The following is a 17683-nucleotide window of genomic DNA, read 5'->3' as shown; positions in this document are numbered from 1 at the left end:
CTACAATCGTGCGATCCTTCCCCCAGGAGATATCGGATGGCTCACCCTGACCTCACTTCGATGGCTTGGCGCGGCGCGCTGGCCCTTGCCCTGACAGCGCTGCTAGGTGCCTGTGGTACCCAGGGCGGCGGGACTGCCGCGCCGTCGGCCGCAACACCGCCCGGCGCGATGCCGTCGGCCCCGGAAGTGGCTTCCGGCTATCGCCCGGGCATGTCCACGGTCTATGCGCAGCGCCACATGGCTGCCGCGGCCAACCCGCTGGCCACCGAGGCCGGGCGCACCATCCTGCGCCAGGGCGGCTCGGCCATCGATGCCGCCATCGCCATGCAGGCCGTGCTGACGCTGGTCGAGCCGCAGGCCAGCGGCATTGGGGGTGGCGCCTTCATCATGTACTGGGACGGCAAGCGTGTGCATGCCATTGACGGCCGCGAGACGGCTCCGGCCGGCGCTACCGAGAACCTGTTCCTGCGCGCCGACGGCAAGCCGATGGAATTCAGTGAGGCGCAGATCGGCGGGCGTTCGGTCGGCGCGCCGGGCGTCATGCGCGCGCTTGAACTGGCGCATCGGCAACATGGCCGCCTGCCGTGGGCCAGACTGTTCCAGCCGGCCATCGACCTGGCGCAGAAGGGCTTCCCGATTTCGCCGCGCCTGTACACGCAGGTGGCGGCGGACAAGTTCCTGGCCAACTCGCCGGAGATGGCCGCCTATTTCCTGGACGCACAGGGCAAGCCCAAGCCCGTCGGCACGGTACTCAAGAATCCGAAGTTCGCGCAGACGCTGCGCGATATCGCCCGCCGCGGCGCAGGCGTGCTGTATAGCGGACCCATTGCGCAGGATATCGTCGCCAAGGTGAACGGCAGTGCCAATGCCGGCACGCTGTCGCTGGCGGACCTGCGCAACTACAAGGCCAAGGAGCGCGAGCCGGTCTGCACTGACTACAAGCGCTGGAAGGTCTGCGGCATGCCGCCGCCGTCGTCGGGCGGCATCGCCATCGCACAGATCCTCGGCGCGCTGCAGGCGCTCGAAACGAAGAATCCGAGGTACGCACTGGCAGCGCTCAAGCCACGAGGTGGGAACGCGCCCGCGGCCATGGAAGCAAATCCTGACGCGGTGCACGCGATCGCCGAAGCCGACCGGCTTGCCTTTGCCGATCGCGGCTTGTACGTGGCCGATACGGATTTCGTGCCGGTCAACGTGGCTGGCCTGCTAGATCCGGACTACCTGGCTTCGCGCGCAGCGCTGATCGCTGACAACAGCATGGTCAAGGCCCAACCGGGCATCCCGCCGGGTCCCACGGTGGCGTTTGCGCCCGACCGGTCGCCGCCGCGCATTTCCACGTCGCAAATTGTTGCGGTGGATGACCGCGGCGGCGCGGTCTCGATGACGACATCCGTGGAATCCTATTTTGGCTCCCACCTGATGGTGCGCGGCTTCATGCTGAACAACCAGCTGACCGACTTCTCCTTCGTGCCAAGCGAGAACGGCAAGCCGGTGGCCAACCGCGTAGAGCCGGGCAAGCGCCCGCGTTCGTCGATGGCGCCGACGCTGGTGTTCGACCGCGAGACCGGCCAGCTGGTCGCCACGGTCGGCTCACCCGGCGGCTCGCAGATCATCGAGTACGTGTCCAAGGCGCTGGTCGGCATGCTGGACTGGAACATGGACGTGCAGGCCGCCATCGGCATGGGCAACTTCGGCAGCCGCAACGGCCCGACCGAAGTGGAGAAGGGTGTGGTGTCGCCGGCCCTGGTGCAGGCGCTGCGGCAGCGCGGCCACCAGGTGGCGGAGATCGAGATGACCAGCGGCACGCAGGCCATCATGCGCAAGCAGGGGCCTGACGGCAAGGTGATGTGGGCCGGCGGTGCGGATCCGCGGCGTGAAGGTGTGGCGCTGGGGGATTGAGCACCGCGCGACGCAGATGAAAAACGGGCGCCGTGGCGCCCGTTTTCTTTTGCTGCGGCAGTCGGTGCGTCAGCCCTTCGCCTTCTGCGCGTACTGCCACCCCATCTCCGCCATCGGCCGCGCGCGCTTGCCCGCGTCCAGCGCCTGCGCCGACGAAGCGGTGCCATCCACCACGCGCTTCATGATCCCCTGCAGGATGCCGGCGATGCGGAACATGCTGAAGGCCAGGTAGAAGTTCCAGTCGCCGGTGATCGGGCGGCCGGTGCGCTGCTCGTACTGGCGGCAGTAGCTGGCTTCGTCGGGGATGCCCAGCGCGGCGAAGTCCAGGCCGGCGATGCCGCGGAACTGGCCCGGGGCGATATGCCAGCTCATGCAGTGGTAGCTGAAGTCGGCCATCGGGTGGCCCAGCGTGGACAGTTCCCAGTCCAGCACCGCCAGCACGCGCGGCTCGGTCGGGTGGAACATGAGGTTGTCGAGCCGGTAGTCGCCATGCACGATCGAGGTCAGGTCGGCGTCTTCCTGCGGAATATGCTGCGGCAGCCAGTCCATCAGCGCGTCCATCGACGGGATCGACTCGGTCTCGGACAGCTTGTACTGCTTGGTCCAGCGCTCGATCTGGCGCTGGAAGTAGTTGCCGGGCTTGCCGTAGTCGCCCAGGCCGATGGCGTTGTAGTCGACCGTGTGCAGCGCGGCGATGACGCGGTTCATCTCGTCATAGATGGCGCTGCGCTCGGCCGTGCTCATGCCGGGCAGCGACTGGTCCCACAGCACGCGGCCGGCAACGAATTCCATGATGTAGAAGGCGCGGCCGATCACGGACTCGTCCTCGCACAGCGCGTACATGCGTGCCACCGGCACATCGCTGCCGGCCAGCGCCGCCATCACGCGGTACTCGCGCTCGATTGCGTGCGCCGAAGGCAGCAGCTTGCTCTTGGGGCCGGGCTTGGCGCGCATCACATAGGTCTGGCCCGGCGTGACCAGCTTGAAGGTCGGGTTGGACTGGCCGCCCTTGAACTGCTCCACGGTCAGCGGGCCGGCGAAGCCGTCCACGTGCTGGCGCATCCAGGCTTCCAGCGCGGCGGTGTCGAAGCGCTGCTGGTCGGCCACCGGGCGCGTGCCCTCGAAGTGCGATACGTTGCTGGTCATGCTGTCTCCGTTGGTTCTCTGTTCGGGTTCGATCGATGGGAAGGGGGCCGGCGCGCTCAGCCGGCCGGCTGGCGTCCGCGCAAATACTGGTGCAGCAGCACTTCCATGGTGGTATGGCGCGTGCCGCTGTGCACGGGCGTGGGCGGCGAGTAGTTGGTCATGCGCACCACCCAGTCGAGCGGGTCGTCGCCCATGTCGAGCACATTGATGCAGCCCGCGGTCTGCAGCAGCGAGCCAAAGAACGCGCGCCGCCCGCAGGTGATGGCCTGCGACAGGATGGCGCGGTTGGTGCCGCCATGCAGCACCATCAGCACGGTATCCCAGCCCGGGTCGGCGCGCAGGCGCGCCAGCGCCGGCAGCACGCGGTCCAGGAACGCGCCGATGGTTTCGCCGTTGAGAAAGCGCTTGTCTTCGGGGACTTCGCCTTCAAAGGCGCCGACAAAGGCGTCGCGCAGGTCCTGGTCGGCAATCGCGGACAGGTCGCCGCCGCGGATCTCCTGCAGCTCGGGCCAGACTTCGGGGACGATGCCTTCCATCTCCGGCAGCTCGGCCAGCACGCGTTCGGCGGTCTCCACCGTGCGCGGCAGGCCGCTGACGACGACGCGGTCGAAGCGGATCTGCTCGGCGGCAAAGGCGCGGCCGGCGGCGGTGGCCTGCATGCGGCCGGTCTCGTTCAGGGGCACCATCTCGGGCAGGGTGGTGCGCTGCCCGGTCTCATCGAAATAAGACACGGCACCATGGCGCATCAGGTAGATGCGGCGACGCGAGGACGGCGGCAATTCCATGCGTTGTCTCCTTGCATTGTGTCGGCATGCCCGTCTGCCGCGGGCTGGCCGTCTGGGTAAAGCCGGGTGCCAGACGCCGGGCGCCAGGCTCCGGCTTCAGCGGTACTGCGGCTTGCGCTTTTCCAGGAAGGCGCCGATGCCTTCCCCGCCGTCCGGGTGATGCAGCGCGGCCACAAAGCTGTCGCGCTCGGCCAGCAGGTGCTCGGCCAGCGAGGCCGTGCCCGCATGGTTGATCAGGCCTTTGATGCGGCCCACCGCATGTGGCGATTGCTTCGCGATGCCCTGCGCCAGGCGCAATGCCTCGGCCAGCGCCTCGCCCGGCGGCGTGACGCGGTTGACCAGGCCGAACTGCGCCAGCCGCTCGGCGTTGACCGGCTTGCCTTCCATCATCAGTTCACTCGCAAGCTGGCGCGGCAGTGCGCGCGCCAGCTCGTACGAGCCGCCGCCATCCGGCGTGAGCCCGACCGAGACGTAGGCCATCACGAACTTGGCGTCGCTGGCGGCAACCACGAAATCGCACGCCAGCACCACCGAAAAGCCCGCGCCCGCGGCCGCGCCTTCCACTGCCGCGATGATCGGCTTGGGAAAGGCGTGCAGCGACTCGATCCATCGGTTCAGCACCTCGATACTGGCGGCCTGCACCTCGGGCGGCTGGCTGCGGTTGCCCAGCAGCCGGTTCAGGTTGCCGCCCGCGCAGAACATGCCGTCGGCGCCGGTAAATATCACCGCGCGCACCGAGTCATCGGCCGCGGCCTGCTCCAGCGCCTGCTGCGAGGCCGCGTAGATGTCCGGGTGCAGCGCATTGCGTGCCTCGGGGTTCGAGATGGTCAGCACCAGGGTCGAATCGACGCGGTGGGAAAGCAACTGTGCAGGCATGGGCGCGGCTTGGTCGGTGGGGCGGTGGCGGGCTTACTGCTCTTCGGCCAGCAGCGACAGGCCCAGGCCGGCACGGCGCCACAGCCACGGGCTCGGGCGGTAGCGCATGTCGCCGGTCAGGGCTTCCATGTTGCGCAGCACTTCCAGAACCATTTGCGGGCCGACGGCGTCGCCCAGTGCCAGCGGGCCCTTCGGGTAGCCGAGGCCGAGGTTCACGGCCAGGTCGATGTCAGTCGGCGTGGCGATGCGCTGCTGGGCGATATCGCTCGCGATGTTGATGATGCAGCAGAGAATTCGCTGCGCAACGAAGCCCGCCGAGTCGCGGATCACCGTGACCGGCACGCCGTCGCTGGCAAAGAGGCCGTGCGCGGCATCGCGCGCGGCGGCGCTGGTGGCCGGCGTGGTCATCAGCGTGCGGCGCTTGGTGGCCTCGAACGGCAGCAGCGTGTCGATGGCGACGGCGCGGGCCGGGTCCAGTCCCTGTTGCAGCGCGCTGGTGGTGGCGTCCAGGCCCAGCGGCGTGACGATGATCAGCGCATCGGCCGACGGCTTGTTGCCGCCTTCCGGCGTCACCCCCAGCGCGCCCAGCAGCTTGGTCACCATGGCGTGGCCGCGCTCGCTTGCGTGGCTCACCCAAACGCTCGGCGGGCGCGCGCCCGGCACCGCGGCAGCGGCCGGTACTTGCTTCTGGCCATCGGCGTAGGCATAGAAACCGGCGCCGGCCTTGCGGCCGATCAGCCCGCCGACCGCACGGATCGCCGTGATCGGCGAGGGGCGGTAGCGCGGTTCCTGGTAGAACTGGTTGTAGATCGATTCCATCACCGGATGCGACACGTCCAGCCCGGTCAGGTCCATCAGCTCGAACGGGCCCATGCGGAAGCCGGCCTGCTCGCGCATGATGTTGTCGATGTCGGCAAACGCGGCCACGCCTTCCTGCGCGACCTTCAGGCCTTCGATGTTCATGCCGCGGCCGGCATGGTTGACGATAAAGCCCGGCATGTCCTTGCAGCGCACCGGCGTATGGCCCATGCGGCGCGACAGCGCCATCAGCGCGTCGCCCACCGCGGGGTTGCCCGACAGGCCGTCGATGACCTCGACCACCTTCATCAGCGGCACCGGGTTGAAGAAGTGGTAGCCGGCGATGCGGCCCGGGTGCCTGGCACCGACGGCGATCGCGGTGATCGACAGCGACGACGTATTCGAGGCGATGATGGCGTCCTCACGCAGCACGGCTTCCAGTTTGGCGATCAGGTCGCGCTTGACCTCCAGCTTCTCGACGATGGCTTCCAGCACCATGTCGCAGCCGGCCAGGTCTTCCAGCGCGCCGCAGGGCTTGACGCGGGCCAGCGTGGCCTCGGCATCGGCGGCGCTGATCTTGCCCTTGTCGGCCAGCCTGGCCAGGGTTTCCTGCAGGTACTGGCGCGCGGCGGCGACCGCTTGCGGGTTGGCGTCGTACAGGTTGACGGTCAGGCCAGCCTGCGCGGCGATCTGCGCGATACCCCGGCCCATGGCGCCGGTGCCGACGATACCCAGCGTATCGATGGTGAAAGTGCTCATCATTTGTCCCAAAAGTTGTGGTTAAATTAGCACGATCGTACGTTTTTTGCACCTTCCGCGACAGACGGGCAGGGCAGGCGGCGTGCGCTGATCGGCCAGCCGGTACACTGCAGACCCCGGATGGTCCACAATCACCCGCTGCGACCCATCCACGCCGTGCGATGCGGGGATCATTCCAACAACAGAGAGAGACGACATGCTGAAGCTCTGCGGTTTTGCCGCCAGCAACTATTACAACAAAGTGAAGCTGGCGCTGCTGGAAAAGAACGTGCCGTTCGAAGAGGTGCTGGCCTGGATCGGCCAGACCGACCCGGCGGCCACGCCCGCGGGCAAGGTGCCCTACATCATCACCGAATCCGGCCCGCTGTGCGAGTCCGAAGCGATCGTCGACTATGTGGAGGCGGCTTATCCGCAGACGCCGCTGCTGCCGCGCGACCCGTTCCAGGCCGCCAAGGTGCGCGAGATCACGGTCTTCATGGAGCTGTACCTGGAGCTGACCGCGCGCGAGCTGTACCCGGAGGCCTTCTTCGGCGGCAAGGTAAGCGACGGCGTCAAGGAGCGCCAGCACAAGCTGCTCACGCGCTATGTCCCGGCCTTCGCCAAGCTGGCAAAGTTCTCGCCGTATATCGCCGGGGACACCTTTACGCTGGCCGACTGCGCCGCCGCGGTGCACCTGCCGCTGGTGTCGTCGTGCACCAAGATCATCTACGGCACCGACCTGCTGGCCGAACTGCCGGTCAAGGACTACCTGAAGACGCTGTCGGCGCGCGAATCGGTGCAGAAGGTCAATGCCGACCGCAAGGCCAATCTCGAGCTGATGATGAGCAAGAACAAGTAAGGCACGGCAGCCGCCAATGCAAAACGCCCGCGATGGCCTCGCGGGCGTTCTTGTTTTTGTCCGGGGCGCCCGCGCCGGGCTCAGAGCTTGCCCAGCCGCTCCAGCGCCAGTGCCAGCGTCTCTTCCTTCTTGGCAAAGCAGAAGCGCACCACGCCCGATTCACGCGGCTGCGTGTAGAAGGCCGAGACCGGGATCGCGGCCACGCCGATCTCGCGCGTCAGCCACATGGCGAAGTCGGCCTCGCTCAGGTCGGAAATGGCGGAGTAGTCGACGCACTGGAAGTAGGTGCCGTCCGACGGCAGCAGCTTGAAGCGGCTGCCGGCCAGCCCGGCGCGGAAGAAGTCGCGCTTGGCCTGGTAGAACGCCGACAGCTGCAGGTAGGGCGCGGGGTCGGCCATGTAGTCCGCCAGGCCATGCTGCACCGGCGTATTCACCGTGAACACATTGAACTGATGCACCTTGCGGAATTCGGCCATCAAGGCGGCCGGCGCGGCCACGTAGCCGACCTTCCAGCCGGTCACGTGATAGGTCTTGCCGAAGCTGGAGATCACGAAGCTGCGGCGCGCCAGTTCCGGGTGGCGCGACACCGAGGCGTGCGGCTGGCCGTCGTAGACCATGTGCTCGTAGACCTCGTCGGACAGCAGCAGGATGTCGGTGCCCGCCAGGATCTGCGCCACCTGGTCCATGTCGGCCGCGCGCCAGATCGTGCCGGTGGGGTTGTGCGGCGTGTTGATCAGGATCATGCGCGTGCGCGGCGTGATCGCGGCGGCGAGCTTGTCGAAGGGCACGCGGAACGCGGGTGCCTCCAGCGTGACCGGCACGGCCGTGGCGCCGGCCAGTTCGATCGCGGGCAGGTAGCTGTCGTAGCACGGCTCCAGCACGATCACCTCGTCGCCCGGATGCACTGCGCACAGGATCGCGGTCAGGATGCCCTGGGTGGCGCCGGCCGTGACGGTGATCTCGGTGTCCCAGCTGTACTGATGCCCGTAGAGGCTGGCGATCTTGCCGGCGATGGCCTGGCGCAGGCGCGGCACGCCTGCCATCGGCGGGTACTGGTTGTGGCCGGCGCGCATGGCACCGGCCACGGCATCGATGATCTTCGGGTCGCAGTCGAAGTCCGGGAAGCCCTGGCCCAGGTTGACCGCGTTCTTCTCGGCGGCCAGCGCGGACATCACGGTAAAGATGGTGGTGCCGACGCCGGGCAGGCGCGAGGGAGGCGGGGTCAGCGGCGTCAGCTGGGCGTGGGTGGTGTCTGCGGACATGGTGCGAACGTGTCGATGCGGTGGGGACGGGATGCAGTCAGGCGTGCGGCACCACCGCGGAGGCGGCGCCGGGAGCCGCCATTCTAAAGCGGATCGGCGGCGGTGGCGGTGCCAAGCGCGGCCAGCCAGGCGCCAAACGCCGGCGGCGTCATCACCTCGACGCCGCTGCTGCGGCGCAGGCGGGTGCGCAGCTTGAGCACGGCCTTGTCCTTCGACACCAGGCACGCGGCGCCGGCAAAGTGGGCCAGTTCCACGAACTTCTGGTCGTCGGTGTCCTTGCAGCGCGGCAGGCGGATGGCGTCGTAGTCGGCCTGCGGCGGCGCGGCCTCGAGGCTGGCGAGGCGGTCGACCGTGGCCAGCGCGGCATCGATATCGACGTCAAAGCGGGCAAATTGCGGATAGGCCAGCACCCGGCGCAGTTCCTCGCGGCAGTCGGCGCGGATCACCGGGGCGATGGTGCCGGCTTCCAGCGCCGCGCGGATCGGCTCGACGTGCGGGTCGCGGAAGACCAGCAGGTCTACCCAGATATTGGAGTCCAGCACCACGCGCGGCGCAGATGTGATGCCGGCGGGGCTGGCGGCCGGGCTTGCCGACGAGGTGGTTCCGGTGGTGTCGAGGCGCATTCGCTACAATCTTGGCTTGTTTGTCCTTGGCTACTGCCGCGATTTTGCCATGCTCATCGTTTTGTCTCCCGCCAAGTCGCTGGACTACGAGACTCCCCCGCGCATCAAGACCCATACGCTGCCGCGCTTTATCGACCGTTCCGCCACGCTGATCGAGCGCCTGCGCAAGCTCGCGCCGCAGGATGTGGGCGCGCTGATGGACATCTCCGACAAGCTCGCGGTGCTCAACGTGACGCGCTACGCCGACTGGTCGCCAGCGTTCACCGCGGCCAACAGCAAGCAGGCGGTGCTGGCCTTCAATGGCGACGTCTACGACGGCCTGGATGCGAAGGCGCTGTCGGCCGACGACCTTGGTTTTGCGCAGAAACACATCCGCATCCTGTCCGGCCTGTATGGGGTGCTGCGCCCGCTGGACTGGATGCAGCCCTACCGGCTGGAGATGGGCACGCGCCTCGACAACGTCGCGGGCAAGGACCTGTACGCGTTCTGGGGCGACGATGTCACGCAGATGATCAACGCCGACATGGCCGCGCTCAAGCAGGAAGGCGCGCCGGTGCTGGTCAACCTGGCCTCGGAGGAGTATTTCAAGGTGGTGCGGCCCAAGGTGCTGGCGGCGCGCATCGTCACGCCGGTGTTCGAGGACTGGAAGGGCGGGCGCTACAAGATCATTTCGTTCCATGCCAAGCGCGCGCGCGGCACCATGGCGCGCTACGCGGTGACGCATCGCGTGACCGAGCCGGAAAAGCTCAAGCGCTTTGCCGAGGACGGCTACGCCTTCGACAAGGCGGCCTCGGATGCCACCCGCTGGGTGTTCCGCCGCCGCCTGGAAGACTGAAACCCATCGCCACGAGACAGCCTGCCATGCCTTCCGCCTTGCATATCTCTTCGCAATTCGACTCCGGCGCCATCGAGGTCGAGGCACTCGACCGCGCCGACGATATCCGCCTGCGCATCCGCGCCGATTCAAACGCCGACTTCCGCCAGTGGTTCCACTTCCGCCTGCAGGGCGCGGCGGGGCAGGCGTGCCGGATGCACTTCCTGAACGCGGGCGACTGCACCTATCCCGATGGCTGGCGCGACTACCGCGCGGTGGCCTCGTACGACCGCGCCAACTGGTTCCGCGTGCCGACGCGCTTTGACGGCCACGTGATGACGGTGGAATGCACGCCCGGGCACGACAGCATCTGGTTCGCGTATTTCGAGCCGTATCCGGACGAGCGCCACCTGTCGCTGCTGGCGACCTGCCAGCGCTCGCCGCTGGCGCGGCTGTCGCACCTGGGCAGCACCGTCGACGGGCGCGACATGACCCGCGTCACGCTGGGCCGGCCCGGCCCCGGCAAGAAGACCATCTGGATGATCGCGCGCCAGCACCCGGGCGAGAGCATGGCCGAATGGTTTGTCGAGGGCGTGCTGCAGCGCCTGACCGGCACCGGCATGTGGGCGGGCGACCCGGTCGCGCGCAAGCTGCTGGAGCGCGCGGTCTTCCATATCGTGCCGAACATGAACCCGGACGGCTCGGCGCGCGGCAACCTGCGCACCAACGCCGCCGGCGCCAACCTGAACCGCGAGTGGATGACGCCGAGCGCGGATACCAGCCCCGAGGTCTACCACGTGCGCCGCGCCATCGAGGCCAGCGGCTGCGACATGTTTTTCGATATCCATGGCGACGAGGGCCTGCCATATAACTTCGTCGCCGGCAGCGAGATGCTGCCGGGCTTTACCGAAGCGCGCCGGCGTGAGCAGCTACGCTTTATCGAAGCCTTCAAGCGGGCCTCGCCGGACTTCCAGGACGTGCACGGCTACGCGGCCAGCAAGTACAACGCCGACGCGCTCAAGCTGGCGTCCAAGTACATCGGCCATACCTTCGGCTGCCTGGCACTGACGCTGGAGATGCCGTTCAAGGACAATGCCGATCTGCCCGATCCGGAGGTCGGCTGGAACGGCGCGCGCAGCGCGCTGCTGGGGACGGCGATGCTGCAGGCGATCCTGGACTATCTGGGCTGAGCCAGCGCATGCGCAAACGGCCCGCCCGGATGCAACCGGGTGGGCCTGAACGGCGCGATTGCCGTGCGCCTATTGCTTCTTCTTGGTCTTGCCGGACGTCTTGGCGGCGCCGGACGTTGACTTGGCGGCCGTTGACTTCGACGACTTGGACGCCGACGCCTTGCCCGACTTCGAAGCCGTGCTCTTCCCCTTGGCCCCCTTGCGGCTCTTGCCTGCCGAAGTGTGCGTGGCGGTGTGCACGGCCGGTGCGGCGGCCGGTTCGCTGATGGTGGCGCCGCTGCTGTCCTGCAATTCATACGCCAGCATCATGCCGTCGTCATAACCGCAGCGCACCTTCACCGGCTGCCAGTCATCATCACCGCGGCGCTTGTGCGCGGTAGCGCCGAACGTGACCACCGAACTGACCGGCACGGCCTGCTTGCCGGGCGAGAAGCGCCCGCTCCAGGTTTCGGTCGTGGCTTGTCCCGCGGCGAGGGCGCCGGTGGGGATCTTCAGGGCATCGTAGGTGGCCGAACGCGGCACCACCCAGCTGGCGTGGGCCGCGCAGTCCGCCACGTCGCTGGTGGCGTTCTCGGTCTTCATCAGCTGTTCGCGCATGCGCGCGCGGTACTCGGACAGGCTGACGCGGCCACGGTCGGGCAGGGTGATGGTCTTGGTGGGGGGCTGGGTGGAAGCAGCCGGTGCGGGGGCGGGCGCTGCGGCGGGTGCCGGGGCCGGGCTGGCGGCGGCGCCGGCCTCGTCGGCCGGCAGGTTGGCGCAGCCTGCCAGCGCGATCGCACCGGCTACCGCGGCAGCCACCATGCGGAGCCGGCTGCCGAGCAGTTCGGAGATTCGTCGGATCACGGTGTGAGCGGTGTGTGCGTGCTTGGAGTTGCCTGCCGGCCCAAGGGACCCCGTTGGGTTCCATGATGCCGCCAGGCAGGATGGGTTCGCAAAGGAATGCCATGATAGAGGAAACCTATCTGACAAAGTTCCTAAATCTTGTTACCCATTCTTCCAACGCATGGCTACGCGCAGGAAGTGATCCTTGCGCTGACACGAACCGTCCGAGCCGCGCCACTGCGGTGAACCCGCAAGCGAGCGTGGCCCGCCTCAAGCCACGCGCGACGGCATCGCGCGGGTAAAGCGCAGCAGCTCGTCGAGCAGCGTGTTCAGGTCATGCCGCAGCCTGGCGAAGCCCGCGGTATGCGTGAGGCCCGCTTCGTCCATGTAGAGCTTGCGGTTGACCTCCAATTGCAGGCTGTGGCGGCCGGCCTGGGGCTGGCCCACCACGCGCACGATCTCCACGCCCTTGTACGGGTGGTTGCGCCAGACGTCGTAGCCCAGGTCCTTGAGCACGCCCTGGACCCGGTCGGTGAAGCGCTTGTCGCAGGTGGTGCCGTCCCGGTCGCCCACCACGAAGTCCGGATGCTCCAGGCCCGGGAACTCGGTGGCGAACGGCGCGGCGTGGCTCGGCATCGAATGGCAGTTGATATGCCAGGCGCTGCCGTGGCTGGAGACGGCGCGGTCGGCCAGCTTCTGCAGTTGCGCGTAGTAGGGCAGGTAGCAGCGGTTGATGCGCGCCTGCACTTCTTCCACGCTCAGCTTGCGGTCGTAGATGGCCTCGCCGGTGTCCAGCACGCGCCAGACCAGGCCCTTGCCCAGCCGGGTCTTGGAGGTTTCCTGCTTTGCGCCGGGCCAGGGCGCGTCGAGCAGGGTTTCGTCGATTTCCTCCAGCGCGCGGTTGGCGTCCAGGTAGCTGCGCGGAAAGCCCGCGCACAGCAGCGGGATGCCGCGCGCCGGGGCGCCGGCGTAGAGCTCGTCGACAAAGGTGTCTTCGGCCTGGCGCAGCAGCGGCAGCGGCAGCGCGGGGTCGGGGCGGAAGTCCGTCGGGTAGATCGTCGCGCTGTGCGGCGAGTCCAGGAACAGCGCCGCGGGCTCGCCCTCGGGCTGGTACAGGTAGAACGGACTGTCCGCGGTGGTTCGGTCGGTGTCGGTCATGGTGTGGCTGTGGAATCAGTCGAGCGAGATCCTGGCGGCGGCGGCCACGCGCTTGTTCTTGGCCACTTCGCTCTTGATCTGGGCGGCAAAGTGCGCCGGGGTATCGCCCACCGGGGTGGCACCCAGCTTGTCCAGCTTCGCCTTCACTTCCGGCAGCGCCAGCACCTTCAGCGCGGCGGCATTGAGCTTGGCCTGGATATCCGCGGGCAGGTTGGCCGGCGCGATCAGGCCGAACCAGGCGGCGTCGTTGACTTCGCCCAGGCCCAGTTCGGCGAAGGTCGGCACGTTGGGCAGCGCGGCTACGCGCCTGGGCGCCGCCACGGCGAGCGCACGCAGCTTGCCGCTCTCGATGAACGGCAGCGACGACGGCAGGTTGTCGAACAGCACCTGCACCTGGCCTGCTAGCGCGTCGTTCAGCGCCGGGCCCACGCCCTTGTACGGCACGTGCAGCAGTTCGGTCTTGCTGCTCATCTTGAACAGTTCCCCCATCATGTGCGAGACGCTGCCGTTACCCGCCGAGCCATAGGCCAGCTTGTTGGGCTGCGCGTGCGCCAGCGCGATGAAGGACTTCATGTCGGTGGCCTTGACCGCCGGGTTGATGCTCATCACGTTGGGCACCGAGGCCAGGTTGGTGATGGTGGTGAAGTCCTTGGTTGCATCGTAGGACAGGTGCGGGTAGACCGCCGGATTGATGCCATGGGTCGAGGCCGTGGCAATGCCCAGCGTGTAGCCGTCCGGCGCGGCCTTGGACAGGAAAGCGGTGCCGATGCTGCCGCCGGCGCCGCCGCGGTTGTCCACCACCACGGCCTGGCCCAATTGCTGGCCGAGCTTGTCGGCAACGATGCGCGCGACGATGTCGGTGGTGCCGCCGGCGGGGAAGGGCACGACCAGCGTGATCGGCTTGGTCGGATAGCCGGTCTGGGCGGCGGCGCTGAAGGCAATGCCTGCGGCGACGGCGGCCGAAGCGGCGGCCAGGACTTGGAGAAGATGGCGACGTTGCATGAAGGGATCCAGGGCGAGGAGAGGAATAAAGTGGATTTCACGATTCTGCGCGTCCGAGCGAGCGCGCCGCAAACGAAATAAAATCCTTGGCTCATTCCATTTGGTCGTGAAGTAGAGGTGATTTATGCGACGCCTATGTCCGTCGCTGACTGAGTTGCAGGCCTTCGAGGCGGCAGCGCGTCATAGCAGTTTCACCGTAGCCGCCCGTGAGCTGCATGTCACGCAAGGCGCAGTCAGCAAGCAGGTGCGCAGCCTGGAGGCCTATCTCGGCGTGGAACTGTTCCAGCGCGTGCGCCAGCGCCTGGTGCTTACCACGGCCGGTGAGCGCTACCTGGAGCGCATCGGCCCCAGCCTGAACGAACTCGAGGCCGCCACCCTGGAACTGATGGCGCGCCAGGGGCGGGGCGGCGTGCTGCATATCGCCAGCATGCCGACCCTGGGTGCCAAGTGGCTGATCCCGCGCTTGCCGCAGTTCTTCGCCCGCCACCCGGAGGTCATGCTGGAATTCGTGCCGCATGCGCAGGGTTACGATTTTTCCGAGCCGGACCTGGACGCCGCCATCCGCTTCGGCGACGGCGTCTGGCCCGGCAGCCTGGCCGACTACATGACCGGGCGCGAGGTCTTGCCGGTCTGCCGCCCGGGCCTGCTGGCCTCCGAGCCCGGCGGCGTGGCCCTCACCCCGGCCGCGTTGCTGCGCTATCCGCTGCTGCACCACACCACCGTGCCTGAAGCCTGGCCCGACTGGTTCGCCACGCTGGGCGTGCCCACGCGCGAGGCCTGGAGCGGCGCGCGCTTCGACCAGTTTTCGCTGCTCACGCAAGCGGCGCTGTCGGGGCTGGGCATCGCGCTGATCCCGCGCTGCCTGATCGAGGAAGAACTGGCCACGGGCGCGCTGGTGGTGGCGCACCCGGCCCAGGTGCTGGCCAGGAAGGGCTATTACCTGTGCTACCCCGAACAGAAGCAGCACCTGCCGGCGCTGCGCACGTTCCGCGCGTGGATGATGGAGGGGGCCGACCTGGCGCGGCCGGGCTGAGGCGCGGGCCGCGGTTCAGCCATTGCCCGAAGTCAGCTGCCGCAATTGTTCCAGCAGCTTCGCGGCCGGCGCCGGCAGGATGCCTTGCCGGCGCCGGTAGACCGCCAGCCGGCGCGGCGCCTGCGCGCCTTCGATGGGCAGCGGCAGGATCATGCCGGCCTTCTGCTCGGCCTCGTACATCGGCGCGGCCATCCAGCTGAGGAAGCCCGCACGTGCCACCAACGCCTTGAGCGCAATGATCGAGCGGGTTTCGGCGACGATCTCCGGCGGCGGCAGCCCGGCCCGCGCAAACAGCCGCTGCAGTTCGTCGAATGGCGCCGTGCCGCGCGGCGGCATGACCCAGCGGCAGCCAGCCGTATCCGCCAGCCGCAGCGCCGGCCGGACCATCAGCGGATGCCCGGCCGCGGCGACCACGAAGCTGCTGTCGCTCCAGCCCACATCCGCCACGGCGCAGATTTCCTCGTTCTCGGGCAAGGCGATGCCGATGGCCAGGTCGATCTCGCGCCGCAACAGCGCATCGGCCAGGAAGTCTCCCACCCCCTCGACAATGCGCACGCGCAATCCGGGCCAGCGCGCCAGCACCGCCTCGATCGCCTCCGGCAGCACCACGCTGGCCACGCTGGCAACAGCGCCCACGCGGATGGTGCCGGCCGCCAGCCCGCGCAGCGCGCGCACGGCCTCGGTGGCGTGCTCGGCTTCGTGGCGCAAGAGGTTGGCGTGCGGCAGCAGGGCCTCGCCATAGGCGGTCAGTACCATGCCGGTGGCATAGCGTTCGAACAGCGGCGCATCCAGTTGCGCTTCCAGCCGCTGGATGGTGCGGCTCAGCGCTGGCTGGGTCACGTTCAGCTGTGCGGCGGCGCGGCCCAGGCTGCCGTGTTCGCACACCGCAAGGAAGGCCAGAAGCTGGCGCAGGTCGAGGGTCATGCCGAATGGTAATGAGTTTGCCCGAAAACGGCAATTTCGGGGCAAGGCCGTCTTGACCATACTGGTCGGCAAGCCCTGCCTCTTATTCCGCACTGGAGCCTCCACGACCATGGCCAGTCCCGCCTCGCCTGCCGCTTCCGCCCATCCAACCAATGTGCGCACCGCCGTGCTGGACCTGCTGCGCGCGTTCGGCATGACCACCATCTTCGGCAATCCCGGCTCCACCGAGCTGCCGCTGTTCCTCGATTTCCCTGCCGACTTCCGCTACATCCTCGGCCTGCAGGAGTCCGTGGTGGTGGGCATGGCCGACGGCTATGCCCAGGCCACTCGCAATGCGGCTTTCGTCAACCTGCATTCGGCGGCCGGCGTCGGCCACGCCATGGGCAGCATCTTCACGGCCCACAAGAACCGCACGCCGATGGTGATCACGGCCGGGCAGCAGGCGCGCTCGATCCTGCCGTTCGAGCCCTTCCTGTTTTCAGCCCAGGCCACCGAACTGCCCAAGCCCTACGTCAAATGGAGTTGCGAGCCGGCTCGGGCCGAAGACGTGCCGCTGGCGATTGCCCGCGGCTACTACATCGCCATGCAGCCGCCGCGCGGGCCGGTGCTGATCTCGGTGCCCGCCGATGACTGGGCCCGGCGGTGCGAGCCGGTGCAGCCGCGCACGGTCAGCACCGAGAGCCGCGTGCAGCCGGCACTGCTGGCGCAGATCGGCGATGCTCTCGATGCCAGCCGCCACCCGGCATTCGTGGTCGGCGCGGCCGTGGACCGCGATGGCGCCTGGGACGATGTGGTGCGCCTGGCGGAACGGCACCAGGCCGCAGTGTGGGTGGCGCCGATGTCGGGGCGCTGCGGCTTTCCGGAAGACCATCCGCTGTTTGCCGGCTTCCTGCCGGCGATGCGCGAGAAAATCGTCGGGCTGCTGGCGGGCCACGACCTTGTGTTCGCCCTGGGCGCAGCAGCCTTCACCTATCACGTCGAGGGGTTTGGTCCCCATGCGCCGCCCGGGGCGCAGGTGGTGCAACTGATCGACGATCCGAATATCGCCGCATGGGCGCCGGTGGGCACTGCCGCGGTCGGCAGCATCCGCCAGGGCGTGGCCGACCTGCTGGCGCGCCCGGCGCCGCCGCGGCGCGAAGCCCCGCACCCGCGCGTGCCGGCGCCGCGCGCCGAGCCCGGCGCGCCGATGAGCGTCGCCTATGTCCTGCAGACCCTGGCTGAGCTGCGCGACCCCGATTCCATTGTGGTCGAGGAAGCGCCCAGCGCGCGCCCGGTGATGCATCGCTACCTGCCCATCCTGCGCAGCGAGACCTTCTATACGATGTGCAGCGGCGGGCTTGGCTACGGCCTGCCCGCGGCAGTGGGCGTCGCGCTGGGCCAGCCGGCGCGCAAGGTGATCGGCCTGGTCGGCGACGGTTCCAGCATGTATTCGATCCAGGCGCTGTGGAGCGCCGCGCAACTGGGCCTGCCGATCACGTTCATCGTGCTCAACAACCGGCGCTACGCCGCCCTGCAGGAGTTTGCGCCGACCTTCGGCTTTGGCAGCGGCGATCCACTGGTCGGCACGGCCTTGCCCGACCTGGATTTCGTGTCGATCGCGCGCGGGCACGGTTGCGAGGCGGTGCGGGTGACCGACGCAGGCGCATTGCGCGATACGCTGGCAACGGCCCTGCGCACGCGCGTGCCGACCGTGGTGGAGGTTGCCGTGGCCTGAGCCGCCGCGGCAGACGACAGACGAGACGAGAGACTTTCCA

At 68.2% G+C, this 17683-nt stretch carries 16 protein-coding genes; 6 read left to right on the top strand and 10 right to left on the bottom strand.

The window, feature by feature from the left end; translation table 11 throughout:
- The first annotated feature begins 36 nt into the window (after positions 1-36).
- Positions 37-1899 (top strand): gamma-glutamyltransferase, encoded by a 1863-nt coding sequence (gene ggt / locus ACZ5MJ_RS12965; protein ID WP_464219800.1) that lies wholly within the window; start codon positions 37-39, stop codon positions 1897-1899.
- 69 nt (positions 1900-1968) lie between these two features.
- On the opposite strand, the gene ACZ5MJ_RS12960 is transcribed toward ggt, so the two are convergent.
- The 4 genes from ACZ5MJ_RS12960 to ACZ5MJ_RS12945 all read right to left on the bottom strand — a co-directional run bounded on the left by ACZ5MJ_RS12960 (position 1969) and on the right by ACZ5MJ_RS12945 (position 6263).
- On the bottom strand, positions 1969-3045 hold the full coding sequence (locus tag ACZ5MJ_RS12960; protein WP_464219799.1) for a phosphotransferase: 1077 nt from the start codon (positions 3043-3045) through the stop codon (positions 1969-1971).
- A 56-nt stretch (positions 3046-3101) separates the two neighbouring features.
- Positions 3102-3830: a histidine phosphatase family protein gene (locus ACZ5MJ_RS12955; RefSeq protein ID WP_464219797.1), complete on the bottom strand. Its 729-nt coding sequence runs from the start codon at positions 3828-3830 to the stop codon at positions 3102-3104.
- Between the two features lie 96 nt (positions 3831-3926).
- Entirely contained in the window at positions 3927-4706 is a 780-nt protein-coding gene (locus tag ACZ5MJ_RS12950) for an oxepin-CoA hydrolase, alternative type (protein ID WP_464219796.1), read from the bottom strand.
- A gap of 33 nt (positions 4707-4739) precedes the next feature.
- On the bottom strand, positions 4740-6263 hold the full coding sequence (locus tag ACZ5MJ_RS12945; protein WP_464223715.1) for a 3-hydroxyacyl-CoA dehydrogenase: 1524 nt from the start codon (positions 6261-6263) through the stop codon (positions 4740-4742).
- Positions 6264-6459: 196 nt separating this feature from the next.
- On the opposite strand from ACZ5MJ_RS12945, the gene ACZ5MJ_RS12940 reads away from it, so the two are divergent.
- Positions 6460-7101: a glutathione S-transferase gene (locus tag ACZ5MJ_RS12940; protein WP_464219795.1), complete on the top strand. Its 642-nt coding sequence runs from the start codon at positions 6460-6462 to the stop codon at positions 7099-7101.
- Positions 7102-7181: 80 nt separating this feature from the next.
- Here the strand turns inward: ACZ5MJ_RS12940 and ACZ5MJ_RS12935 are convergent, their stop codons facing one another.
- On the bottom strand, positions 7182-8363 hold the full coding sequence (locus ACZ5MJ_RS12935; protein WP_464219794.1) for a pyridoxal phosphate-dependent aminotransferase: 1182 nt from the start codon (positions 8361-8363) through the stop codon (positions 7182-7184).
- Between the two features lie 83 nt (positions 8364-8446).
- Positions 8447-8986 (bottom strand): PIN domain-containing protein, encoded by a 540-nt coding sequence (locus ACZ5MJ_RS12930; protein ID WP_464219793.1) that lies wholly within the window; start codon positions 8984-8986, stop codon positions 8447-8449.
- A gap of 49 nt (positions 8987-9035) precedes the next feature.
- Here ACZ5MJ_RS12930 and yaaA point away from each other — a divergent pair, with 49 nt between their 5' ends.
- Together yaaA and ACZ5MJ_RS12920 are read left to right on the top strand one after the other, a co-directional pair.
- Entirely contained in the window at positions 9036-9821 is a 786-nt protein-coding gene (gene yaaA / locus ACZ5MJ_RS12925; protein ID WP_464219791.1) for a peroxide stress protein YaaA, read from the top strand.
- A gap of 26 nt (positions 9822-9847) precedes the next feature.
- On the top strand, positions 9848-10990 hold the full coding sequence (locus ACZ5MJ_RS12920) for a M14 family metallopeptidase (protein ID WP_464219790.1): 1143 nt from the start codon (positions 9848-9850) through the stop codon (positions 10988-10990).
- 69 nt (positions 10991-11059) lie between these two features.
- Here ACZ5MJ_RS12920 and ACZ5MJ_RS12915 read toward each other — a convergent pair whose 3' ends face one another.
- The 3 genes from ACZ5MJ_RS12915 to ACZ5MJ_RS12905 form a co-directional block, all read right to left on the bottom strand.
- Positions 11060-11833, bottom strand: coding sequence for a BspC domain-containing protein (locus ACZ5MJ_RS12915; RefSeq protein WP_464219789.1), 774 nt, complete (start codon positions 11831-11833; stop codon positions 11060-11062).
- Positions 11834-12082: 249 nt separating this feature from the next.
- Positions 12083-12970, bottom strand: a complete 888-nt coding sequence (locus ACZ5MJ_RS12910) for an N-formylglutamate amidohydrolase (protein ID WP_464219787.1) — start codon at positions 12968-12970, stop codon at positions 12083-12085.
- Between the two features lie 15 nt (positions 12971-12985).
- A complete protein-coding gene (locus tag ACZ5MJ_RS12905) occupies positions 12986-13972 on the bottom strand; it encodes a tripartite tricarboxylate transporter substrate binding protein BugE (RefSeq protein ID WP_464219785.1) in 987 nt (328 codons plus the stop codon).
- Between the two features lie 124 nt (positions 13973-14096).
- Here ACZ5MJ_RS12905 and ACZ5MJ_RS12900 point away from each other — a divergent pair, with 124 nt between their 5' ends.
- Positions 14097-15005, top strand: coding sequence for a LysR substrate-binding domain-containing protein (locus tag ACZ5MJ_RS12900; protein ID WP_464219784.1), 909 nt, complete (start codon positions 14097-14099; stop codon positions 15003-15005).
- 15 nt (positions 15006-15020) lie between these two features.
- Here ACZ5MJ_RS12900 and ACZ5MJ_RS12895 read toward each other — a convergent pair whose 3' ends face one another.
- Positions 15021-15929, bottom strand: coding sequence for a LysR family transcriptional regulator (locus ACZ5MJ_RS12895; RefSeq protein ID WP_464219782.1), 909 nt, complete (start codon positions 15927-15929; stop codon positions 15021-15023).
- Positions 15930-16038: 109 nt separating this feature from the next.
- Here ACZ5MJ_RS12895 and mdlC point away from each other — a divergent pair, with 109 nt between their 5' ends.
- A complete protein-coding gene (gene mdlC, locus ACZ5MJ_RS12890) occupies positions 16039-17643 on the top strand; it encodes a benzoylformate decarboxylase (RefSeq protein WP_464219781.1) in 1605 nt (534 codons plus the stop codon).
- The last annotated feature ends 40 nt before the right edge of the window (positions 17644-17683 follow it).

It is taken from the genome of Cupriavidus sp. LA-1 (assembly GCF_055385985.1).
Note: the sequence above shows the minus strand (reverse complement) of the source record. Positions and strands in the feature narration are given on the sequence as shown.

Bases quoted from the DNA above. Each gene is read 5' to 3' on its own strand.
- ggt (WP_464219800.1), top strand. From the start codon at position 37: ATGGCTCACCCTGACCTCACTTCGATGGCTTGGCGCGGCGCGCTGGCC.
- ACZ5MJ_RS12960 (WP_464219799.1), bottom strand. From the start codon at position 3,045: ATGACCAGCAACGTATCGCACTTCGAGGGCACGCGCCCGGTGGCCGAC.
- ACZ5MJ_RS12930 (WP_464219793.1), bottom strand. From the start codon at position 8,986: ATGCGCCTCGACACCACCGGAACCACCTCGTCGGCAAGCCCGGCCGCC.
- ACZ5MJ_RS12955 (WP_464219797.1), bottom strand. From the start codon at position 3,830: ATGGAATTGCCGCCGTCCTCGCGTCGCCGCATCTACCTGATGCGCCAT.
- ACZ5MJ_RS12940 (WP_464219795.1), top strand. From the start codon at position 6,460: ATGCTGAAGCTCTGCGGTTTTGCCGCCAGCAACTATTACAACAAAGTG.
- ACZ5MJ_RS12895 (WP_464219782.1), bottom strand. From the start codon at position 15,929: ATGACCCTCGACCTGCGCCAGCTTCTGGCCTTCCTTGCGGTGTGCGAA.
- mdlC (WP_464219781.1), top strand. From the start codon at position 16,039: ATGGCCAGTCCCGCCTCGCCTGCCGCTTCCGCCCATCCAACCAATGTG.
- ACZ5MJ_RS12920 (WP_464219790.1), top strand. From the start codon at position 9,848: ATGCCTTCCGCCTTGCATATCTCTTCGCAATTCGACTCCGGCGCCATC.
- ACZ5MJ_RS12905 (WP_464219785.1), bottom strand. From the start codon at position 13,972: ATGCAACGTCGCCATCTTCTCCAAGTCCTGGCCGCCGCTTCGGCCGCC.
- ACZ5MJ_RS12945 (WP_464223715.1), bottom strand. From the start codon at position 6,263: ATGAGCACTTTCACCATCGATACGCTGGGTATCGTCGGCACCGGCGCC.
- ACZ5MJ_RS12935 (WP_464219794.1), bottom strand. From the start codon at position 8,363: ATGTCCGCAGACACCACCCACGCCCAGCTGACGCCGCTGACCCCGCCT.
- yaaA (WP_464219791.1), top strand. From the start codon at position 9,036: ATGCTCATCGTTTTGTCTCCCGCCAAGTCGCTGGACTACGAGACTCCC.
- ACZ5MJ_RS12950 (WP_464219796.1), bottom strand. From the start codon at position 4,706: ATGCCTGCACAGTTGCTTTCCCACCGCGTCGATTCGACCCTGGTGCTG.
- ACZ5MJ_RS12910 (WP_464219787.1), bottom strand. From the start codon at position 12,970: ATGACCGACACCGACCGAACCACCGCGGACAGTCCGTTCTACCTGTAC.
- ACZ5MJ_RS12900 (WP_464219784.1), top strand. From the start codon at position 14,097: ATGCGACGCCTATGTCCGTCGCTGACTGAGTTGCAGGCCTTCGAGGCG.